Annotated in this window: 21 protein-coding genes; 7 read left to right on the forward strand and 14 right to left on the reverse strand. The window is 68.4% G+C overall.

Annotation, left to right across the window (positions count from 1 at the left end; all coding sequences use genetic code 11):
- Positions 1–6: 6 nt before the first annotated feature.
- The 5 genes from R2707_11495 to R2707_11515 form a co-directional block, all read right to left on the reverse strand.
- A complete protein-coding gene (locus tag R2707_11495; GenBank protein MEZ5245715.1) occupies positions 7–804 on the reverse strand; it encodes an ABC transporter ATP-binding protein in 798 nt (265 codons plus the stop codon).
- Entirely contained in the window at positions 801–1,211 is a 411-nt protein-coding gene (locus tag R2707_11500) for a carboxymuconolactone decarboxylase family protein (protein ID MEZ5245716.1), read from the reverse strand. The genes R2707_11495 and R2707_11500 overlap by 4 nt, the downstream gene beginning before the upstream one ends.
- A gap of 115 nt (positions 1,212–1,326) precedes the next feature.
- Entirely contained in the window at positions 1,327–2,547 is a 1,221-nt protein-coding gene (locus R2707_11505; GenBank protein MEZ5245717.1) for a hydantoinase/carbamoylase family amidase, read from the reverse strand.
- 1 nt (position 2,548) lies between these two features.
- Complete coding sequence (locus R2707_11510) at positions 2,549–3,442, reverse strand: NAD(P)-dependent oxidoreductase (protein ID MEZ5245718.1); 894 nt, start codon at positions 3,440–3,442, stop codon at positions 2,549–2,551.
- Positions 3,439–4,053 (reverse strand): amino acid synthesis family protein, encoded by a 615-nt coding sequence (locus R2707_11515; GenBank protein ID MEZ5245719.1) that lies wholly within the window; start codon positions 4,051–4,053, stop codon positions 3,439–3,441. The genes R2707_11510 and R2707_11515 overlap by 4 nt, the downstream gene beginning before the upstream one ends.
- An 86-nt stretch (positions 4,054–4,139) precedes the next feature.
- On the opposite strand from R2707_11515, the gene R2707_11520 reads away from it, so the two are divergent.
- Positions 4,140–4,853 carry a hypothetical protein gene (locus R2707_11520; protein ID MEZ5245720.1) on the forward strand — a complete coding sequence of 238 codons (714 nt, stop codon included), beginning with the start codon at positions 4,140–4,142 and terminating at the stop codon, positions 4,851–4,853.
- Positions 4,854–4,877: 24 nt separating this feature from the next.
- Here R2707_11520 and R2707_11525 read toward each other — a convergent pair whose 3' ends face one another.
- The gene (locus tag R2707_11525; GenBank protein ID MEZ5245721.1) at positions 4,878–5,627 is read right to left on the reverse strand and encodes a hypothetical protein; all 750 of its coding nucleotides are present in this window, start codon (positions 5,625–5,627) and stop codon (positions 4,878–4,880) included.
- Between the two features lie 25 nt (positions 5,628–5,652).
- Positions 5,653–6,273, reverse strand: coding sequence for a histidine phosphatase family protein (locus R2707_11530; GenBank protein ID MEZ5245722.1), 621 nt, complete (start codon positions 6,271–6,273; stop codon positions 5,653–5,655).
- Positions 6,274–6,329: 56 nt separating this feature from the next.
- Here R2707_11530 and R2707_11535 point away from each other — a divergent pair, with 56 nt between their 5' ends.
- Positions 6,330–7,421 (forward strand): alcohol dehydrogenase catalytic domain-containing protein, encoded by a 1,092-nt coding sequence (locus tag R2707_11535; GenBank protein ID MEZ5245723.1) that lies wholly within the window; start codon positions 6,330–6,332, stop codon positions 7,419–7,421.
- 36 nt (positions 7,422–7,457) lie between these two features.
- Here R2707_11535 and R2707_11540 read toward each other — a convergent pair whose 3' ends face one another.
- From R2707_11540 to R2707_11550, 3 genes are read right to left on the reverse strand one after another with little or no spacing between them, the layout of a single operon-like run.
- Positions 7,458–8,435 carry a sulfotransferase gene (locus tag R2707_11540; GenBank protein ID MEZ5245724.1) on the reverse strand — a complete coding sequence of 326 codons (978 nt, stop codon included), beginning with the start codon at positions 8,433–8,435 and terminating at the stop codon, positions 7,458–7,460.
- Positions 8,436–8,476: 41 nt separating this feature from the next.
- Positions 8,477–9,670: an amidohydrolase family protein gene (locus tag R2707_11545; protein ID MEZ5245725.1), complete on the reverse strand. Its 1,194-nt coding sequence runs from the start codon at positions 9,668–9,670 to the stop codon at positions 8,477–8,479.
- Positions 9,671–9,674: 4 nt separating this feature from the next.
- Entirely contained in the window at positions 9,675–10,196 is a 522-nt protein-coding gene (locus R2707_11550; GenBank protein MEZ5245726.1) for a WYL domain-containing protein, read from the reverse strand.
- A gap of 105 nt (positions 10,197–10,301) precedes the next feature.
- Here R2707_11550 and R2707_11555 point away from each other — a divergent pair, with 105 nt between their 5' ends.
- On the forward strand, positions 10,302–10,718 hold the full coding sequence (locus R2707_11555; protein MEZ5245727.1) for a hypothetical protein: 417 nt from the start codon (positions 10,302–10,304) through the stop codon (positions 10,716–10,718).
- A 1-nt stretch (position 10,719) separates the two neighbouring features.
- Here R2707_11555 and R2707_11560 read toward each other — a convergent pair whose 3' ends face one another.
- Positions 10,720–11,223 (reverse strand): GNAT family N-acetyltransferase, encoded by a 504-nt coding sequence (locus R2707_11560; GenBank protein MEZ5245728.1) that lies wholly within the window; start codon positions 11,221–11,223, stop codon positions 10,720–10,722.
- A 23-nt stretch (positions 11,224–11,246) separates the two neighbouring features.
- On the opposite strand from R2707_11560, the gene R2707_11565 reads away from it, so the two are divergent.
- Complete coding sequence (locus tag R2707_11565) at positions 11,247–12,341, forward strand: NAD-dependent epimerase/dehydratase family protein (protein ID MEZ5245729.1); 1,095 nt, start codon at positions 11,247–11,249, stop codon at positions 12,339–12,341.
- Here the strand turns inward: R2707_11565 and atzF are convergent.
- A complete protein-coding gene (gene atzF, locus R2707_11570; GenBank protein ID MEZ5245730.1) occupies positions 12,334–14,157 on the reverse strand; it encodes an allophanate hydrolase in 1,824 nt (607 codons plus the stop codon). The two genes, R2707_11565 and atzF, sit on opposite strands and share 8 nt — an antisense overlap.
- A gap of 81 nt (positions 14,158–14,238) precedes the next feature.
- On the opposite strand from atzF, the gene R2707_11575 reads away from it, so the two are divergent.
- Genes R2707_11575 through R2707_11585 form a run of 3 tightly spaced genes read left to right on the forward strand, consistent with a single transcriptional unit; the run spans position 14,239 to position 18,692 of the window.
- Entirely contained in the window at positions 14,239–15,477 is a 1,239-nt protein-coding gene (locus tag R2707_11575; GenBank protein MEZ5245731.1) for a cytochrome P450, read from the forward strand.
- 7 nt (positions 15,478–15,484) lie between these two features.
- Entirely contained in the window at positions 15,485–17,128 is a 1,644-nt protein-coding gene (locus R2707_11580) for a class I adenylate-forming enzyme family protein (GenBank protein ID MEZ5245732.1), read from the forward strand.
- Positions 17,129–17,171: 43 nt separating this feature from the next.
- Positions 17,172–18,692, forward strand: coding sequence for an S-layer homology domain-containing protein (locus R2707_11585; protein ID MEZ5245733.1), 1,521 nt, complete (start codon positions 17,172–17,174; stop codon positions 18,690–18,692).
- Positions 18,693–18,721: 29 nt separating this feature from the next.
- Here R2707_11585 and R2707_11590 read toward each other — a convergent pair whose 3' ends face one another.
- Complete coding sequence (locus R2707_11590; protein ID MEZ5245734.1) at positions 18,722–19,885, reverse strand: acyl-CoA dehydrogenase family protein; 1,164 nt, start codon at positions 19,883–19,885, stop codon at positions 18,722–18,724.
- Entirely contained in the window at positions 19,885–20,670 is a 786-nt protein-coding gene (locus R2707_11595) for a phytanoyl-CoA dioxygenase family protein (GenBank protein MEZ5245735.1), read from the reverse strand. The genes R2707_11590 and R2707_11595 overlap by 1 nt, the downstream gene beginning before the upstream one ends.
- Positions 20,671–20,769: the final 99 nt, after the last annotated feature.

Here is a 20,769-nt window from a genome sequence, read left to right on the forward strand (position 1 = left end):
TCGGCGTCAGGGCGCGACCTGTTCGACGGATCGCAGCGCGTTGCGCACCTCGTTGGTCTTCTCGAAGAACTTCGCATCGTTGCGGATGGCGTCGGTGCGTTCACCCAGATCGATGTCGATCGTCGAGTGGATCCGCCCGGGACGAGGCGACATCACCACCACCCGGGACGAGAGGTACACCGCCTCGGCGATCGAGTGCGTGACGAAGATGACGGTGGTGTCGAGCTCCTCGTAGATCCGCAGGAGCTCCGCCTGCATGTGTTCACGGGTCATCTCGTCGAGCGCACCGAACGGTTCGTCCATCAACAAGAGCTTGGGTTCGAAGGTGAGGCAGCGGGCGATCGCCACACGCTGCTGCATGCCACCCGAGAGTTGGAACGGGTAGTGCGACCCGAACTCCTCGAGCTTCACCAGCTGCAGCATCTCTTCGCTGCGGGCCCGGCGGTCGGCCTTGGACCACCCCTTGAGCTCGAGCGGCAGCTCGATGTTGGCCCGGACCGTGCGCCAGTCGAACAGGCCCGCCTTCTGGAAGGCCATGGCATGGTCCTGGTCCAGCCGGGCCTGTGGCGCGGGTTTCCCGAAGACCGACGCGGTTCCCCGGCTAGGCGGCAGGAGGTCGGCCACGACCCGCAAGAGGGTCGACTTGCCACAACCGGACGGCCCGATCAGGGAGACGAACTCTCCTCGGCGAACCGTGAGGTCGATCCCCTGCAACGCGTCGACTGCGTTGGCCGACCCCTCGTTGAAGACCTTGTCGACCCCGACGAGCTCGACTGCCGGCGCGGACGGATCGATCGTGGTCACGCGGGATCCTCGCCCATCACCTCGTCGGGGACGATCCCGAGATCGTCGAGCACCGCCCGCGCCAGGCGGAAGGCCTCGACCCCGGCGGGGACGCCGGCGTAGACCGACACCTGCAGGAGCGTGTCGCGGATCTCCTCGAGCGTGCAGCCGTTGCCGATCGCGGCCCGAAGGTGGGTCTGGAACTCGTGCGAACGGTTCAGCGCCGAGAGGATGCAGAGGTTGTTGAGGCTCCGCTGCTTGTCGGTGAGCACCGACCGCGCCCACACGCCACCCCAGCAGTACTCCGTCACGGTCTCCTGGAACTCGCGGTTGAACGAGTCGACACCAGCGAAGGCCCGGTCGACATATTCGTCGCCGAGCACTCGGCGACGGGCGGCCATGCCTTCGTCGAACTTCGAATCGGTCACTCGCTACCTCGCTTCGGGTCCGGTCGGGCGTCACCCTACCCCACCGCCGTTTCGGCGAGCACGGGCACAACTTTCGAAAGGCTGTCGGGCCGACTCGCTCGTCCTGCCCGCGAGATCACCCCCGCAGCATCGAGGCTGCGGCATCGGCGAGGACCTGGCAACCGACCACGATGTCGTCGTCGTCGCTGTCCTCGGCGAAGTCGTGGCTGATGCCGTCGATGCTCGGAATGAACACCATCGCGCACGGCAGGGTCCCGGTCAGCACCATGGCGTCGTGCGCAGCAGCACTCGGCATCTCGACCCACGCGCCGGGCACCCGGGCCTCGGCCGCGGCGACGAGATGGCGCCGCAACTCGAGCGACATCTCTGCCGGCGGCACCCGGTCGCGGCGCAACGACGCCGACACCTCGACCGGACCCTCCGCGGTCATCTCCGCGGCGAGGTGCGCGACGGTGGCTTCGATCGCGTCGAGGACGTGGTCGTCGGGATCACGGAACTGCAGGCTGCACCACGCCGAACCGGGCACGATGCTCTCTGCACCGGGTTCGAGCCGGGCGTTGCCGATCGTCCACACCGTGGCCGGCCCGGCCAACGCCTCGAGCCGCGAGCGAAGGCGAACGCAGTACTCGAACAGCGCAACGCCGGCATCTCTGCGCCGGGCCATCGGCGTCGTCCCGGCATGATTCTGCTGACCCGTGAACGTGATCTGCATCGCCCGCATGCCCACGATCGACGTCACCACCCCGATCCGGCGGCCGGCGTCCTCGAGATGGGGCCCCTGCTCGATGTGGGCCTCGACGTAGCCGAGGTGACGGCCCGCCTCGAAACCCACCCGCGCCGCGTCGCGCAGCCCGACCCGTTCGATCGCCTCCGCCACGGTCTCCCCGGCCGCATTCGCACGCCCCATGTCGGCGGCGGAGAGCGCGCCGACGAACGACCTGCTGCCGAGGAAGTCCGTGTAGGTGCCCTCCTCGTCGGACCATGCGACGGTATCGATCGCCAGACCTGCGGTCGTGGCGTCCTCTGCGAAGGAGCGGGCGATCTCGATGGCGCACATGACGCCGAATGCGCCATCGAGCCAGCCACCTTCCGGCTGGGTGTCCGAATGCGATCCGATCACCAAGGCCGGACCGTGATTGCGCGATCGTCCGAAGACGTTCCCCACACCGTCGATGATCGCGTCGAGACCCGCGGTCGCCATCTGGTGACGCAACCACTGCCTCGCGGCCATGTCGGCATCGGAGAACGTCGGCCGGACCACCCCCGATCCGGTCGCTCCGAACCCGCGCAGGGTGCGCAATGACGTGAGCAGTCGCTCACCGTCGATGTCGACCACGCTAGGGCGTTTCGGAGCCTCGACGGCCGGGGGCGAACTGGCGCTGCCTCATCATGAGGCTGCACCAGTCGAGGTCAGCGCCCCCGAGCGCGTCGACGTCGGCGAGGAACTGGCTGACGAGCGCAGTCACGGGGAGTGACACGTTCATCGCTCGCGCTTCGTCGAGCACGAGCCCGATGTCTTTTCGCATGAGCGAGGTCGAGAAGCCGAAGTCGAACTCGCCATCGATCATCTGGGCGGCGCGATTCTGCATCTGCCACGACGTCGACGACCCCTGCAACATCGCCTCGACGACTGCGTGCGCATCGAGACCGGCGCTCATGGCGAAGTCGAGACCTTCGGCCAGCGCCTGACAGACCCCGACCACACAGATCTGATTGGTCATCTTGGTGACCTGACCGGCCCCCGACTCGCCCATGAGGGTCATCCGGGCGGCGTAGGCCGCCATGATCGACTCGGCTCGCGTGAACGCCTCCCGACTGCCACCGACCATCACGGTCAGGGAGCCGCTTCGCGCCCCATCGACGCCTCCGGACACCGGTGCGTCGAGGAACTCCACACCCCGACCGCCGAGCGTGGCACAGTGCTCGCGGGCTCCATCGGCGGAGATCGTCGAGTGGTCGATCCACACTGCGCCGCCGGCCAGGGCGTCGATGGCCTCGCCGATGACGAGGCGGACCTGCGCGTCGGCAGGAAGCGAACTGATGATCACCTCGGCATCGGCCACCGCTGCGGCAACCGACGTCGCCACCGACCCGCGGTGCTCGGCAATCCAACTGTCGGTGGCCGACTCGACCACGTCGAACACCACGACGTCGTGTCCGTGCCCGTCCTCGGCCAGGTGCGCGGCCATGTGCCAACCCATGCGGCCGAGACCCAGGAACGCGATCCTCATGCCGGCGTGTCCGGGCGGTCGCGATCTTCGAGGGTGAAGCCGCCGGCGAGTCGAGCGTTGATGCGACCGCCCGTGGCCATCGCGAGCATCAGCACCAACTCGTCGGGGCGGGGTGCGTCGGGGACGCCCATCTCGATGGCGTCGTAGTGGCTCCCGACGTATGACCACGCGAGGTGGGTGAGCGGGATGTCGAGACGCGCACCCATCGGGCCGACCTTCTTCGTCGATGCGACGATGGCCTCACCCCGGCCGATGGCAGCCCGCATGCCGCCACCACCGGGAATGTGCCACATCGCACCGTGCTCGAGTTCACCCGACGTGCCGACGATGGCCCCCTTGCCATAGCTCTCGATCGCGTCGGGATCTCCACCGAGCGCGTCGATGAGCCGGTGCCCGAGTCGCTCCCCGAGCGCTCGCAGTTCATCGGATGCCGGGCTCAGGTCCTCCACGTATCGGTCCACGTACGGGTTGCTCACCACGGCGGCGATCGCCCCCTTCACGGCGGGCGACTCCGGAGCCGGACCACGATCGTGATACGTCTCGTCGACACACACGAGGATCTTGCGCACTGCAAACAACACGAGCTCGTCCTCCCGGACACGGATGTCCATGAAGTGATGTGCCGCTCACCATAGCGAACGCGTCGCGCGCGCCGCTTACGGTGGTCGGCAGGTCGATCCGCCCCTAGGAGGCTGTCGTGTCATTTGTCGAGGAATGCAAGCAATCCGCCGGACCGGTCTGGGAGCGCTGGCTTCACCATCCATGGACCGAAGCCTTCTTCGCCGGGGAACTCTCCGATGAACGGTTCCGGTACTGGCTGATCCAGGACCTCCCGTATCTCGGCCAGAACATCACGAAGATGATCTACCCGAAGGTTCCCGCCCACAATCCGTTCGTCGGCCTGTCGCAGGAGTACGCGCGTCGGGCCGAGACGAGCAGGGTCGAACTGGAGACGCTGGGCGACGCGGGACCGTTCGCCAAGACGAGGTGGGCGGCCCGACCGACTCGCGACGCGGTCATCAACTTCTGGGTCAGAACCGCGCACGAAGGCGACTTCGGCGAGCTCTGTGCCGCGCTCTACGTCTGCTACTCGTTCGCCGAGACCTTCGGTGGCCGCTACCGGAGCGAGGCTCCCTCGGGGCTTCCCACCCTCCAACGCGACTGGGTCGAACAATGGGTCGATCCCTACTTCGAGCGCCTGCACCACTCGGTGAGAGACGGGCTGGACGAAGCCGGCACGCACGCGACGGAGGAGGAGAAGGAGCAGATGAAGTGGCTCTTCCTCAGAGGCACCCAGCTCCAGATCGGAACGTTCGACGCGGCGTGGAACCTGTCCGACCCGTGGCCGGGCGAGGGCGAGGAGATCGGCATCGCCGCCGATGCACCGTGGATGCGGACACCTGAAGGCTGAACCACGGCGGCGACCGGGAACGGCTCAGTCGTCGGGCATCACCTGGTCGACGTCGAGCACGGCCGGCAGATCGCTGGCCCGGATTCGCTCGGCGAACGAATAGTCGAGCGGGGCGATCCCGTCGAAGGGGGCGTCGAGGACGATCTCGGCACCGCCGCCGTAGGGCGCGGCCGCTCGCATCGCCAGCGTCACGTCGGCCGTCACTCCCGACAGCAGATAGATGTCGGCCTCGAGCCCGGGGAAGAAGCGGCTCGCGTACGACATCACGCCGTGGACGCCCTCGACGCCGACTGCCGCCTCGGCCACCGATCGGGCGTCGTCGCCACCACCGCGTCGGAGCACCACCCGGATTCCCGTGTGCCCGAGATGGGGGACGTCGCGGTCGTCGAGGCGCAACGCCGGATCGCCGACGACCCACGAGAGGTCCATCGCGTCGCCGGTCCGCACGGCGCGGCGCCCGGCGCCCTCCATCCGCCCCGCCGCGTCGAGTACCTCGCGGAACTCGGTCATGGCGGCGATGGCATCGCCTGGATCGACCGCAGTCAGATAGATCGTGACGTTGACGCCCTTGCCGTTGTCGAAACCCGGGTGGGTGCCGGTCCTCGGAAGCCGGATCTCGTGGAGCTCCGGCGGGGCGACGTAGCGACAGCCGCCGGCGATCTCCGGCATCGCGATGTTGGGCGGCAGATGCTCCAGGTCGTACCAGCGATTCCAGCTCTCGATGTTGTCGTGGTCGGTGTCGAGAGCGGTGAAGATGATGCCCTTGGCTTCCATGCGGAGACTCCTTGTCGCGGTGGCGCTACTTCTCGAACAGCGGAATGTGAGTCTCGCCCAGGAAGTGCGTCTCGTTGAAGCTTCGCACGGTCACCGCGTCGCTGGAACCCGACGCGAGCACGCGCGACACACCCGCATAGTCGGGCACGAAACGCAGGGTGTCGTCGATCCCGAGCATCTGGGCGAACCACACCGACGTCACCATGCCGTGGCAGAACACGGCGACGCGGCGTCCCGGGTTGTCGGCGATGATCTGCCGGAACGCGGCGTGCACCCCGCGCATCCACTCGTGTCTCTCGTCGTCGGCCAGCACGCTCAGCGGATCGGTCCACGCGTCGTCGGTGCCGCCCTCCTTGATCAGTCGACGGGTCACCTCGGCCGGGACGTAGGTCGAATCGTGCCGGTCGTACTCGGCCACACCTTCGACGACCACCGGCTCAAGCCCGAGCATGCGGGCCAGGGGCGCTGCGGTCTGGCGGGCGCGGGCGAGGGGGCTGGTGACGACCAGATCGATGCCCGCCGGGGCGAGGTACTCGCCCACCCGTTCAGCTTGCCGGTGACCGATCTCGGCCAGGTCGGGGTCGGCTGCGCCCACCGCGTCCTCGATGTGGACCGGGCGCCCGTGGCGGACGATCACGAGTTCCATTTCCGCGTTCCCCTCCGCATTCCACCAACCCGGGCGTCGTGCGCGACACTAACGAGATGCAGGGACTCATCCTCGAAGGAACCACCGAAGACAGCGTTCGTCTCTCCGACGACATCTCGTTCGCCAGCACGGATCTCCAGCCCCGACAGGTCCGGGTCGAGATCAAGGCCGCCGGCGTGTGCGGCTCGGATCTCAGCTGTGTGCACGGCAAGTACTACATGCCGACTCCCCTCGTCCCGGGCCACGAGGCGGCCGGTGTCGTCGTCGAGGTGGGCACGGCCGTGACCTATTGCGCAGTCGGCGACCACGTCATCTTGTCGACGTTCTCGAACTGCGGACACTGCCCCGACTGCGAGGGCGGCAACCCCGGCAACTGCAGCAACTCGCCGCTCGGCGGCCTCTCCCAGCCCTATGCCGAAGGCGACCAACCGCTCTACAACTTCGCCGGCATCGGTGCGTTCGTGCAGGAGACGATCGTCAGCGAGAACCAGTGCATCCCCATTCCGAAGGAGATGCCGCTCACTGCCGCGGCCCTCATCGGGTGCGGCGTGATCACCGGCACGGGCGCGGTCTTCAACCGAGCCCACCTGCAGATCGGTGACACGTGCGTGGTCATCGGCGCCGGCGGCGTCGGCCTCAACGTCATCCAGGCCGCGAAGTTGTGCGGCGCCTCGCAGATCATCGCCGTCGACCGGGTTCCCGAGAAGGGGGTGTTCGCCACCGAGTTCGGGGCGACCGACTTCATCCTCGCCGAAGAGGGCGTCGACGTGATCGCCGAGGTCAAGAAGATGACCGGCGGCGGCGTGCATCACGCCTTCGAGGTCGTCGGTTCGACCCAGCTCCTGGCCGACTGCCTCCAGATGACCCGCCCCGGCGGCAACATCTGCGCGGTCGGTGTGCCCGACCTCACCGCGACGGTCACCTACGGCTTCCAGCAGCTCCACCAGAACAAGAATCTGATGGGCATCCGGGCCGGCGGCGCCCGCCCCCGCAAGGACTTCCCGATGCTGGCCGACCTCTACATGAAGGGGAAGCTGAAGCTCGACGAGCTCATCAGCAACACGGCGGGCCTCGACGGCCTCCAGGGCGCCTTCGACGCCATCAAGGAGGGCAAGGAAGCCCGCACGGTGCTCCTCCCCAACGGCTGACAGCACCAGCCGGCGGAACGCCCCCGGGTGTCTCCGTCAGCTGCGGCGCAGCAGGGCGCGGCCGACCCGCAACGCCCGGCGGCCCGAGCTCAAGGTCAGCTCGTCGGTCACCGAGAGAAGGCTGTTGAGGCGGCGCCGGGTCGACGACCGCGGGTCGGGGGTGCCGTCCAGCGGGTACCCGAACAGACCCATCAGTTCTCGACACTCGAACTCGATCGCACCCACCTGCTTGGGGGTGAGAACGTTTCGCCACGCCCACGCCTGTGAGATGTCGATGCCCCGCGTCGAGCGTTCCTGGAGGGCCTGGCTGGAGAACTCCACCATGAGGTCGCGTTCGGGAACGAACGGCTCCGGTGATGCCGGCACCGACGCGGCGATCGGGCCGACATCGTCCGGGCAGGCCAGCAGATCCTCGTAGCGAAGACGGTGGACACGATCGGGGTAGCGCATCTCGAGCGCGAGACCGCTCGCGATCCGCTGCTTCCAGAACCGGGCACACTCCTGTGCCGTGCGCGGCCCGAAGTCCATTCGGCGAAGGCTCGCCGTCACCCCGCGGGGATCACGCACGAGATGGATGACGTGGGCTTCGGGGAACTCCTCGAGGAGGATGCTGCCGATCTCGATGTTCTCCGGGGTCGACTCCACCACCCGTAGCGGGTGCCCCGGCCCCCGCTGACCGTCGTGGAGTTCGATCATCCTCGACCGCAGGTAGGTCGGCAGCGTCTGACGCTCCGATGTCACCCCCGGATCGATCCCCCAACTGCGCCGTCGCCAATGGCCGACGGCGGTGGACGACGAGACCTTCGCGCCGAAACGACGGAAGGCAACCGCATGGAAGTAGGCCTCCGGCAACGACACGAGCGACAGCTTCTCGGCCAGGATCTTGCCGACGAGGGTCGTACCGCTGCGATCGCACCCTCCGACGAACACCACAACACTGTTCTCGTCCACAACACTGTTCTCGTCGGGAACACTGTTCTCGTCGGGCGGCGATGGGAGTCCGGCAACGGCCACGGCGACGAGGGTACCGCAGATCCCGACCGATCTCGCCCGCCTCAGCGGGCAGGTAGGACGACCTCCGGCAGCGGGTGTCGATAGAGCTTCGCCGCGTTCTCGCTGCAGATCATTCTCAGCTCTTCGACCGGGAGGTCGCCCCAGACGTCGTGGATCACCTGCTGGGTGTCGGGCCAGGTGCTGTCCCCGTGGGGGTAGTCGGTCTCGAGACAGATGTTCTCGACACCGATGACGTCGCGGGTGCGGATCGTCGACGGGTCGTCGAGGGTGCAGAACCAGAAGTTGCGGCGGAGCACGTCGGCCGGACGCTCAGCCCAGCCCAAGCCGTAGCCGCTGCGATCGACGATGTTGTCGAGCCGATCGATCAGCATCGCGACCCATCCGATGCCGCCCTCGCTCATCGCGATCTTCAGCGTGGGGTGCTGCAGCGGATACTCCGACCACAGCCACTCGGCACAGGCACCGAGCGACAACTGACCGAACATCGTGGCGCCGAGCTGGATGGCCGGTGCCCCGGCCGGGATCTCGTGGAGGCCCGAAGATCCGACATGAAGCGAGATGACCGTCTCGGTGTCGACGCAGGCGCCGATGATCGGATCCCAGAAGTCGCGGTCCCAGAGATTGGGCAGTCCGATGGCGTGGGGGCGCTCCGGCAGCGTGACCGAGGTGAATCCCCGCGCCGCGTTGCGCCGGATCTCGGCCGCCGCCGCGACCGGATCGCCGAGGTAGGTGATGCCACCGGGGATCACCCGGTTCGGATGCGGCTCGTACCACTCGGTGAACAGCCAGTCGTTCCACGCCCGCACCGCGTCGAGTCCCACGGCCGCATCGCTCGCCTTCGCGAAGACCGTGCCGCAAAAGCCGGTGACCTGACTCGGGAAGTTGAGCATCGCCCAGATGCCACCGAGGTCCATGTCCTTGATCCGGGCCTCGACGTCGTAGCACCCCGGCCGCATGTGCTCGAACCGGAAGGGTTCGATCCGCACCGTTTCCGGTCGTCGGCCGGCGACCGCGTTCATTCCCATCTGCACATAGCGCGCACCGTCGAACTCCCAGAGCTGGTGCCCCCTGTCGTTCTCGACGAGCTGAGGCCCACGGTCCCGCAGCCCCGGCTGCATGTAGGTCTCGAACAGGTGCGGCGGCTCGACGACATGGTCGTCCACCGAGATCACGGTGTACCTGACCTCGGCGGGCGTCGGGTCGGGCAGGAAGAGATCGGGATCGAGCGTGGTCACCCGCTCATGGTGTCACGGGGGCATACCGCGCGGCGATCCGCTGCGCGGCCGCTCCGACGCGATCGCGCAGCGCCTGCGGCTCGAGTGCCTCGACCTCGTCGCCGAGCGACAGCAGGTCCGCCACCGTGGCATCGAGCGAGCCGAGGCGGAACGTCGCCTCGACCCAGCCGGCCGCATCGGGTGTCACCGCGCGGCGAACCCGCAGCGGCTGGAGTCGACCCAGCACCGCCGCGAGACGCCGGCCCTCCGGCGAGATGCGCACCGTCGCCCGGCGGTTGCGACCCGGACGCCGGTCCCCGTGCCAGGTCTCCGGCCCGGCGAGGTCGGCGGAGAAGCCGTCCAGCAGCTCGAATCCCCCGTTGCGCCCGCGAAACGCGACCACCGGAACGCCGGCGCCGGACAGCGACTCCAGGTCGCGCAACACGGTGCGCTCCGACACCTCGAGCTCCTCGGCCAGCGCTCGCGCGGTGCAGCGGCCCCGGCGCTGGAGCAGGAGCAGGAGGGAGACGAGTCGACCGGCGCGCACGGTGCATCGTCGCAGCTCTCGATGAATCATGACAACTGATGTCATGTTCACGTGCGTACGGTGCGCCCACACGCGAACATCGCATCGACCACAAGGAGCACACCCATGACCGCCGACGTCGAAGGCAATGGCACCCCCGACGACCCGTGGATCCTCACCACGCCACCCGGGAAGTCCGAGTTCGAGGCCTATCGAGATCACGAGTCGGATCCGCCCGCACTCGTGGTCGACGTCGGTTCCACCCAGCTCCGCTACCACCTGCGCTGCATCGACGACCTCCACGCGATGTTGACGACCCACGGCGACTGGATGCTGCTCGGCAACGCCGATGAACAAAAGGAGGCCAAACCAGGCACGGTCGAGGCCTGGGGTCGTTCCAACGACAACCCGGTCGGTGGTTGGTACGGCCTAAAGAAGGGCCTACGGGGCCGCTTCGCGAACTATGTCCCGCCGGTGCTCGAGGTTCTCGGGCTCGCCGAGGTCGAACACAACGCCCGCAACAACTCGATGCGGGCGATCTGACTCAGTCCAGTCGGTAGCGGAGATCAGAGAGGCGTTCGTCGCCGATGCGTTCATCCCTGCGGCCGCCATCGAGCCGCCACCCTCGCGCTTCGTAGAACCTGCGAGCCCGCTCGTTGCCCTCGAGTACCCAGAGGACGATCGGCGCAGTCTCCTCGACTCGCAACCGATCCACGCCGGCGTCGAGGAGCGCGGAGCCGACGCCTCGTCGCCATGCGCCCGGATCGAGGTAGATCGCCAACACCTCGGCGGCGTCCGCGGTGTCGGGCGAGCGACGGACTCCGACGAGGAACCCGACGATCTCGCGGTCGACCTCCGCAACGAGTCGAGGACCATCTCCGGGAACCGAGAGCCGTGCCGTCCACGTGGCGGTGCGCTCGGCAACATCGAGGCCGTCGAGCGTCGCCTGGTCCACGATTCCGGCGTACGCCGCCTGCCAGGATCGCACGTGAACCCGTGCCATCGAGGCGGCGTCGGAAACGGTGGGCTCTCTGATCGAGAAGTCCATCCATGCACGCTACGGTGCCGCTCATGAAGGTTCTCGTCATGGGCGGCACCAACTTCAACGGGCTCGCACTGGTCCACGAACTGGTCCGCCGGGGCCACGACGTCACCGTGCTCAACCGGGGCAGGAGCGAGGCCGACATCCCCGACTCGGTCCACCGCCTCGTCGCCGACCGCAGCGATCCCGATTCGGTCCGCGCCGTCCTCGAGGGCACCGAATGGGACGTCATCCAGGACGTCACCGCCTACCACCCCGACGAGGTCGAGCTCATGATCGAGCTCTTTCGCGACCGGGTGGGGCACTACGTCTTCGCGAGCTCGACCGTCACGTATGCGGCCACCGACCTCCTCCCGATCACCGAGACCCATCCCGACGACCGCACCGACGCCCAGAACGAATACGGCCTCCACAAGCTGCTGTGCGAGGACCGGCTGTGGGCCGCCCACGCCGACCACGGATTCCCGGCCACGAGCGTGCCGTTCTCGATGGTGTTCGGTCCCCACAACATGATCGCCGCACGTGAACAGGCGATGTTCCGCCGCCTCGTCGAGGGCCGACCGATCCTCGTCCCGGGCGACGGCACGACCCTGCTGCAGCTCGGCCACGTCGACGATCAGGCCCGTGCCCTCGAACAGATCATGGGCAAGGAGGTCACCTTCGGTCGGCGCTACAACCTGACCGGCCGGGAGTACGTCACCCGCAACGGCTATGTCGACGTGATCGCCGCGGCCGTCGGGGCCGATGCCCCCGACATCCGCCACATCCCTGCCGACCGGATGGACGCGCTCTGGCTGGGCGACATCCTCGTCGATCTCGGCGACCAGGGCGGGATGAGTCTCGCGGTCCGGTCCCGGGGCGGCGGCAACCCGGCGGTCAACCGGTCGACCGGACGCCAACGGTTCCAACTGAGCCAGCTCGTGCAACACCTGGCGCCCAACATCCACCACTGGAACCGGTCGACCGTCTTTTCGATCGACCGTCTGCGGACCGATGTGGGCTGGGAGCCGGTGCACACGTTCGCGTCGATGGTCGACGACACCTACCGCTGGTGGCGCGACGCCGGCCTCGCCGACCAGCCACACGACTGGACCTTCGAGGACAACCTGCTCGAGGTCATCTGACCCCGGTCGGGGCGCGGTCGTCGTAGGCCCGCCAGCCGCCGAGCGGCGTGATGTCGAGTGCCCCGTCGAGCGCCCGCGGCTCGGCGACGAAGCCCGTCACCTCCGACCCGTCGGCCAGCGTCACGGTTCCGAGCGCGAGCGGTGCGGGCACCATCTGCAGGAACCGGCCGAGGGCGGTCGGATCCAATCGCCAGACGTCGACCTCGATCGAGGACCCGCCGGCATCGTGGACCAGCGCCGGCTTCGGCGGGTCGCTGTCGGCCAGGGCCCAGAGCTTGTAGGTGGGGGCCGTGCTGGTGGTCCGATCCCACACCGCGCCGAGCCCGGCGAGCTGACCCTCCAGCGGCTCCCCGCGCATGTGAGCTCCGGCGACCACGAGCTCGACGAGCCCGTCATCGACGGGGCCGACCGGGCGGGCCACTCCGCGGATGTTCTCGGCGATCGACGCGACCACGGCGTCGTGCCACGCAGGCGCCGACAGCGTCACCCCGACCCCGGCACGGATCTCGCCGTCGAACTGCACCGGGATCGACACGGCGCAGAGATCGGCGAGGTTCGCGAAGGTCGTGAAGCGCCCGAGCGCCGAGTCGACCGCTTCGGGGTCACGTTCGACGTCCGCGAGGCTCGGCGCGACGGGCACGGTGGGCACGAGCAGGGCGTCCATCACGACGAACTGATCGGCGATACGGCGGACGAGCTCCATGCGGCGGTAGGCGCCCCGGTACGCGTCGACGGCATCGAACTTCGCTCCGCCGGCGATGAACGACGCGACCGTCGGGTCGAGATCGCTCGCGCCCCGGGCGAGAACGTCGCCGACCGCTGCGAGGCGTTCGGCCACCCACGGTCCGCCGTAGAGGAGGTCGCCGAGCGCGAAGAAGGGTTCGATGTCGACGGGCAGGATGCGAGCGCCGCCGTCGGCCAACCCGTCGATGGTCGCGAGATAGGCGGCAACGATGTCGGGGGTGCACCCGAGTTCGACCAGCTCGGCCTCGCCGACCACCCCGATGCGGGGGAAGCCCGGCACGAACGGACGCCGGTCGGGAGAGCGACGGGCGTAGGGGTCGGCCGGATCGAACGCCGAACAGTGGCTGACGACCTCCTGGGCGAGCCACACCTCGCGAGCGAACACCGACACCGCGTCGGCGCTGCGGACGGTCGGGACGACTCCGCGACACGAGATCCGCCCGAGCGTGGGTTTGACGCCGACGATGCCGCACATCGCCGCCGGCACGCGGCCCGACCCGGCCGTGTCGGTCCCGAGGGCGAAGTCCACCAGGCCGAGGGCGACCGCGACCGCCGAGCCCGAGCTCGAGCCGCCGGGTATGCGCGTCGGATCGATCGGGTTGCGAGGCGTTCCGAAGGGCGAGCGGGTCCCGACGAGGCCGCTGGCGAACTGGTCCATGTTGGTCTTGCCGACGGGGATCGCGCCCGCCCTGACCAGCTGCTGGACGACCGATGCCGACGCGGCCGGTTCGTAGGAGAAGCTCGGACAGGCGGCGGTGGTGGCGAGACCGACGACGTCGATGTTGTCCTTCACCGCGAAGACCCGACCGCGCAGTGGCACCATCGCGGGCGGACGGTCGTCGATCACGCGGGCCAACGACTCCAGACGGTCGGGCGACGCCACGGCGGTGAAGACGGCCGCGTCGTCGAGCGCCTCGTAGGCGACCCGGAACCGCGCGATGGCGTCTCTCGCGGTCACGTCATCCGCGGATCGTTGCGCACTCGTACGCCGCGGCTGCCGTCTTCCGACCGATATGCATCGGACGCAGGTTACGAACCGGTCGTTTCGGTCTCGTATCCGTCGGGTGAGCATCGGCTTGCACGGATCTGAACCCGACCCCGGCGACCGGCTCGTCAACGGGCGCGCGGGGGCGCGCGCGACCTAGGGTTTCCCATGGCCATCGACGGACTCGATCTCATTTCGTCTGCCCACTACGGCGAGGCGGGGCCGCCCCACGAACAATGGCGCAGCCTCCGCAGCCAACCGCTGACGTACTTCGAACCGGAGGGTTACGAGCCCTTCTGGGCAGTGACTCGCCACGCCGACATCACCGAGATCTCGAGCCGCCCTGACGACTTCTGCAACGGCAAGGGAATCGTGCTGCTGACCGAGGAGCAGGCCTACCGGCGCGACAACCCCGAGATCCCGATGGTCATGAAGACGATCATCGAGATGGACCCGCCCGACCACCGGATCTTCCGCAAGGTCGCGAGCGGCTACTTCACCCCACGAGGCATCGAGCGGCTCGACGAGATCGTCACCCAGTCGGCGCGAGCGGTCATCGATTCCCTCGGCACCGAGGGTGAAGCGGACTTCGTCGAGATGATCACCCAACAGCACCCGCTGCGGGTGCTGTCCACCATCCTCGGTATCGAGCCCGAACAGGAACAGCAGCTGCTCGAACTCACCGCCCAGCTGTTCGGCGGCGACGATCCCGAACTCCAGCGCGAGGGCGAGACCCGCCACGAGGCCAACCTCGCGTTGTTCATGGACTTCTTCACGATGTTCAACACCATCATCCAGGACCGCCGGGCCAACCCCCGCGACGACCTCGCGACGATGTTGGCCACAGCCACCCTCGAGAACGGCGAGCCCCTCGGCGACATGGAGACGCTCGGCTACTACCTGATCGTGTTCAACGCCGGCCACGACACCACCCGCCACTCCCTGACCGGCGCCTTCCAGGCCTTCCTCGACAACCCGGGAGAGCTGCAACGGCTCAAGGACGACCCGGGCCTCATGAAGTCCGCCGTCGAGGAGGTCGTCCGCTTCGCTGCGCCGGTGAACTACATGAAGCGCACGGCCACGCGTGATCTGATCTACGACGGCCACGAGATCAAGAAGGGCGACATGTTCGCCCTCTTCTACGCGTCGGCCAACCGCGATGCCGAGGTGTTCGACGACCCGGATCGGTTCGACATCGGGCGCAGCCCCAATCGCCATCTCGGGTTCGGCTGGGCCGAGCACTACTGCCTCGGCGCCCACCTCGCCCGGGCATCGATCGCGGCGCTGCTCGAACAACTCGCCACCCGTATGGAGTGGATGGAAGCCGCCGGCGACCCCGACTATGTCGCCTCCAGCTTCGTGGTCGGGCCGAAGCGCCTTCCGGTGCGCTACCGGATCTCGAATTAGCGGGGCGATGAACGACGGCCGCGCGTACCAAGAGCCCGACTACCGGGCCACTGCCGGAGAGTTCATCCGTCATGTCGCCCGCGAGTGGGGCGACCGAGACCTCGCCGTTCTCGGCGAGCGGCGGCTGACCTTCGCCGACGCCGACGCCCGGTCAGCGGCGCTCGCCAAGGCCTTGCTGGCCTCGGGGGTCAAGGCCGGCACACACGTCGGCCTGCTCGCACCCAACGGTCCCGATTGGATCGTCGCATGGCTCGCCGCTACCCGCATCGGCGCGGTCGTGCCGCTCCTCAACACGTACTACAAGCCTCGCGAGCTGACGTGGGTCCTGGCCCACAGCGAAGTGCAGGTGCTGTTCACGGTCGACCACCATCTCGGCCACGACTACGCCGAACGACTCGAATCGATCGCCCCCGGCCTCGCCGACCAGGCGCCGGGCGCGATCCGCGTCGAGAGCCATCCCGCACTGCGCACCGTGTGGATGTGGGGCGACGACATCCCTTCGTGGGCCGGCTCGGTCGACGACCTGCTCGTCAGAGCCGATGCCGTGACCGACGCCAGGCTCTTCGAGGCCGAGGCGAGCGTCCGGCCCCACGACGCGATGCTCGTGATCTACACGTCGGGAAGCACGGCCGAGCCGAAGGGGGTCATCCACTCCCACGGCGGCGTGATCCGCCACCCGTACAACCTGCTTCCCTTCCGCGACCTCGAACCCGGCGACGTCTGCTACACCCCCATGCCCCTCTTCTGGGTCGGCGGGCTCACCTACACCCTCCTGAGCTGCATGCACGCCGGCGCCACGGTGGTCTTCGAAGAGCAGTTCGAACCGGGAGCCACCCTCGACCTGATCGAGCGGGAACGCGTCACCCACGTCATCGGCTGGCCCCACATGGCGAAGGCGCTCACGGAGCATCCGTCGTTCCCCGACCGCGACCTCTCGTCGGTCCGGGGCGGGTCGCTCGATGCGCTCCTTCCCCCGCATCTGCGGGTCGGCGATCCCGAACTGCGAGCCAACTCACTGGGCATGACCGAATCGCTCGGACCCCACTCGATCGAGATGATCGGCAGCGAACTCCCACGTGACAAGCGCGGCTCGTTCGGCCGCTCGGTCCCGGGGGTCGAGCACCGGATCGTCGATCCGATCTCCGGGAAGAACCAGCCGCCGGGCGAGATGGGCGAGATCTGGATCAAGGGCTACTCGCTGATGCTCGGCCACCTGAAGAAGAGCCGCAGTGAGGTCTTCACCAAAGACGGCTGGTTCCGAACCGGCGACGCCGGGTATCTCGACGCCGACGGCCACCTCTATTTCAAGGGGCGGATGGGCGACCAGATCAAATCGTCGGGGATGAACATCACCCCGCGCGAGGTCGAGCTCGTCATCGAAGAACAGCCCGAGGTCATGCACGCCTTCGTGATGGGCGTCCCCCACGCAGAGCGGGGGGAGGACGTCGCGGCGGCGATCGTCTTCCGACCCGGCCACTCGGCCGACCCCGCCGACATCCAGGCCCGCCTCAAGCAGGAGATGTCGAGCTACAAGGTGCCGCGTCACATCGCGACCTACGCGTCGCCCGACGAGCTGCCGTGGCTCGACAGCGGCAAGATCGACCGACGGGCCCTCCAGGATTCGCTGATCGCGCGGTTCGGCAGCGACTGAAACACGCCTTGAGGTCGCGTCCCCTCGCGCCGAAGAAACCGGGGTGAGGCTGTCGCGTCGTCCCCTTCTCTGCCTGCTGGTAGCCAGCCTGTCGGCCGCGTCGCTGACCGCGGTCGGCCCCTCAGCCGCCGCCGACACCCCACCCCCCGGCGGCCACTTCACCGACGACGACACCAACATCCACGAAGGCGCCATCGAAGCCATCCGCGCCGAAGGCATCACCACCGGCTGCGCCCCCACCCGCTACTGCCCCGACGAACCCGTCACCCGCGGCCAAATGGCCGCCTTCCTCAACCGCGCCCTCCACCTCCCACCCGCCACCACCCCCTCCGGCTTCACCGACGACGACACCAACATCCACGAAGGCGCCATCGAAGCCATCCGCGCCGAAGGCATCACCACCGGCTGCGCCCCCACCCGCTACTGCCCCGACGAACCCGTCACCCGCGGCCAAATGGCCGCCTTCCTCAACCGCGCCCTCCACCTCCCACCCGCCACCCAACCATCAGGCTTCACCGACACCACCGGCACCTTCCGAGACGACATCGAACGCCTCCGCCACGCCGGCATCACCACCGGCACCAGCCCCACCACCTACAGCCCCCACCGCCCCGTCACCCGCGCCGAAATGGCCACCTTCCTCATGCGCGCCCTGCACCTCGACGAACTCGTCCCACCGCCGCGCGAGGAATGCGGCGTCCTCCCGGCCGACAACATCTGGAACACGAAGATCGACGACCTCCCCGTCGCGTCGAGGTCGTCGCAATGGGTCGACACGATCGGGGCGACGCGAACGATGCACGCCGACTTCGGTGCCGGAGAGTGGCCGCCCGGCTCGGGCGCCCCGATCGGCATTCCGTTCGTCGAGGTCGACGGCGGCGAACCGCTGGTGCCCGTCCAGTTCACCGCCTACGGGAGCGAGTCCGACCCGGGGCCGTATCCGATTCCGCTCGACGCGCCGCGCGAGGGCGGGCCCGCCGCGACCTCCGGCGACCGCCACGTCCTCGCCATCGACACATCGGACTGCGTGCTCTACGAACTCTTCGCCGCGCAACCCGGTGCCGGGGTCTGGCGGGCACAATCCGGCGCAGTCCACGACCTTCGCAGCAATGACCTCCGCCCCGACGGGTGGACATCGGCCGATGCCGCGGGCCTGCCCATCCTTCCCGGCCTGGTGACCTACGACGAGGTCGAGAGCGGCGTGATCGACCATGCCCTGCGGTTCACCGCACCGGCGACCCAGAACGTCCACGTCTGGCCGGCGCGCCACCACGCCGGATCACCCGGCGCCCACCTTCCGCCCATGGGACAGCGATTTCGGCTCCGCGCCGACTTCGACCTCAGCGGCTTCTCCGGCCCATCACTGGTGATCCTCACCGCCCTGCGTGACTACGGGATGATCCTGGCCGACAACGGATCGGCCTGGTACCTGTCGGGATCGCCCGACGAGCGATGGGACAACGACGCGCTCCGTGATCTCGGCGACGTCCCCGGCTCGGCGTTCGAGGCCGTCGACGTCTCATCGCTCATGATCGACCCGGACTCGGGTGCCGTCGCGAGCTGATCGACGCCGGTGGCCAACGGCTCGAGGGCTCACCCTCTCGGCAGCCCCAGCATGCGCTCGCCGATGATGGTGCGCTGCACCTCGCTCGTGCCACCGGCGATCGACGCCGACTTCGACCACAGCCACTGACGCTGCCAGGTCCCGGCAGCCGACTCGCCACTCGGTGGCGGCCACAGCGGCGCCTCGTCGCCCAGGATCGACAGCGCCAGCGCCGAGAGGTGCTGGGTCATGTCGCTCCAGGTGAGCTTCACGACCGACGACTCGGGCCCGGGCTCCTCGCCACGACCGAGCGCCGACAGGGTCCGCCAGTTCTGCAGGCGAAGGAGCCGGAGTTGGACGAACGCATCGGCCAGGTCGTCGGCGATCAGCGGATCATCGAGCACGCCCCGCTGGGCGGCCAGCCGCGCCAGTTCGTCGAGGTACACCTCGTGCACGACCTGCTCCTTGAAGGGGAAGTTCGTGCCCCGTTCGTGAGCGAGCGTCGTGTTGGCCACCATCCAGCCGTTGTGGAGCTCGCCCACGATCTGATCGTCGGGCACGAACACGTCGTCGAGGAAGACCTCGTTGAACTCGGACTCGTCGGTGATCTGGTGAAGCGGGCGGATCTCGATGCCGGGCGACTCCATGTCGATCACCATGTAGGAGATGCCGGCATGCTTCTTCGCGTCGGGGTCGGTCCGCACGAGTGCGATACCCCATTTCGAGAACTGGGCGTAGGACGTCCACACCTTCTGTCCGGTGACGAGCCAGCCGCCGTCGGCTTGCTCCGCACTCGTGCGGAGCGAGGCGAGGTCGGACCCGGCATCGGGCTCGGAGAAGAGCTGACACCAGATCTCGCTGGCGTCGAGAATCGACGGCAGCCAGCGGGCCTGCTGTTCGGCCGTGCCGCATGCCAGCAGGGTCGGTCCGGCGAGATTGATGCCGACCCGGTTGACCGGCTGGGGCGCACCGGCGCGGGCGTACTCCATGTTGTAGAGCGCGACCTCCACCGGGCTCGCGCCTCGCCCGCCGACCGATCGGGGCCAATAGATCGCGACCATCCGGGAAGCGGCCATCTTCGCCTGCCACCGCCGGCCCCACGCCACTTCCTCCTCGATCGAGGCGAAGCGACCCGGTCGATGCATGTTGGCGGCCAGCCAGTCCCGGACTTCCTCGGCGAAGGCGGCGTCGGCCGCCGCGAGGGTCAGGTCCATCAGCGGTTCCAGTCGGCCAGGTAGTCGCCATGGGCGAGGTTGCCGAAGTCGAGGCCGCACAGGGCCCGCATCCGCGGGGAGAGCTGCGCAACGACATCGTCGGAGAGCGACCGCCACCAGTTGGTCTGCGGCCGCAGGAAGCCCGTCGTGTAGAACGCGAAGAGCAGCGCCCGGTCACGATCCGCCGAACGGTTCTCTCCGGAGGTGTGCCACAAGCGGCCGTGCAGCAAGATGACCGACCCCGCAGTGGCGGTGAACGACTCCATCCCGACCTTCGGGTCGTCGGGCACCTCGGCGAACGAGGTGAACTCGTGTGAGCCCGGCAGGTACCGGGTCGCCCCGTTCTCCTCGTCGATGTCGTGCAGGCACCAGATGGCGTTCATCGCCCAGGTCTCGGTCCAGGGCTCGGGCATGACGGTCGACTGGTCGCAGTGGGCGTTCATCGAGCCGCTTCCGGGCAGGGCGGTGTTCGCCGTGAAGTTCGACAGGATCACATCGGCGCCGAGCAGCGCTTCGACCGTCGGCAGTACCGCAGGATGCTCGGCGAGGTCGGCGAACACCTTCGCGTGGGCCACCAGGTCGTAGACCCGGATGTTCCTCCCACCCGGATCGAGCGCCTCCAGGCGCACCGGCATCCCCGCGGCCTCCGATGCTGCGGCCGCGTCGACCAGCGCCGAACGGGCGGCCTCGACCTCGGCGGCCGAGAGCACGTCGGGGATCACGGCGAAGCCGTGGGAGCGGAAGTGGTCGATGTGCGAGGTATCGGGCGCGACGCATTCGACCATGCCCGACAGTATCGACCCGCCGATGCCCGCCGTAAAGAACGCGGAACCCGCCGACCTCGACACCTGCTGCCGCGACGCCCTGCCGGTCTGACCGATCAG

The sequence above is a fragment of the Acidimicrobiales bacterium genome, assembly GCA_041394245.1.
Taxonomy (GTDB): domain Bacteria; phylum Actinomycetota; class Acidimicrobiia; order Acidimicrobiales; family Aldehydirespiratoraceae; genus JAJRXC01.

Bases quoted from the DNA above. Each gene is read 5' to 3' on its own strand.
- R2707_11510 (MEZ5245718.1), bottom strand. From the start codon at position 3,442: ATGAGGATCGCGTTCCTGGGTCTCGGCCGCATGGGTTGGCACATGGCC.
- R2707_11515 (MEZ5245719.1), bottom strand. From the start codon at position 4,053: ATGGACATCCGTGTCCGGGAGGACGAGCTCGTGTTGTTTGCAGTGCGC.
- R2707_11525 (MEZ5245721.1), bottom strand. From the start codon at position 5,627: ATGGAAGCCAAGGGCATCATCTTCACCGCTCTCGACACCGACCACGAC.
- R2707_11530 (MEZ5245722.1), bottom strand. From the start codon at position 6,273: ATGGAACTCGTGATCGTCCGCCACGGGCGCCCGGTCCACATCGAGGAC.
- R2707_11535 (MEZ5245723.1), top strand. From the start codon at position 6,330: ATGCAGGGACTCATCCTCGAAGGAACCACCGAAGACAGCGTTCGTCTC.
- R2707_11555 (MEZ5245727.1), top strand. From the start codon at position 10,302: ATGACCGCCGACGTCGAAGGCAATGGCACCCCCGACGACCCGTGGATC.
- R2707_11560 (MEZ5245728.1), bottom strand. From the start codon at position 11,223: ATGGACTTCTCGATCAGAGAGCCCACCGTTTCCGACGCCGCCTCGATG.
- R2707_11565 (MEZ5245729.1), top strand. From the start codon at position 11,247: ATGAAGGTTCTCGTCATGGGCGGCACCAACTTCAACGGGCTCGCACTG.
- atzF (MEZ5245730.1), bottom strand. From the start codon at position 14,157: ATGCTCACCCGACGGATACGAGACCGAAACGACCGGTTCGTAACCTGC.
- R2707_11575 (MEZ5245731.1), top strand. From the start codon at position 14,239: ATGGCCATCGACGGACTCGATCTCATTTCGTCTGCCCACTACGGCGAG.
- R2707_11580 (MEZ5245732.1), top strand. From the start codon at position 15,485: ATGAACGACGGCCGCGCGTACCAAGAGCCCGACTACCGGGCCACTGCC.
- R2707_11590 (MEZ5245734.1), bottom strand. From the start codon at position 19,885: ATGGACCTGACCCTCGCGGCGGCCGACGCCGCCTTCGCCGAGGAAGTC.
- R2707_11595 (MEZ5245735.1), bottom strand. From the start codon at position 20,670: ATGGTCGAATGCGTCGCGCCCGATACCTCGCACATCGACCACTTCCGC.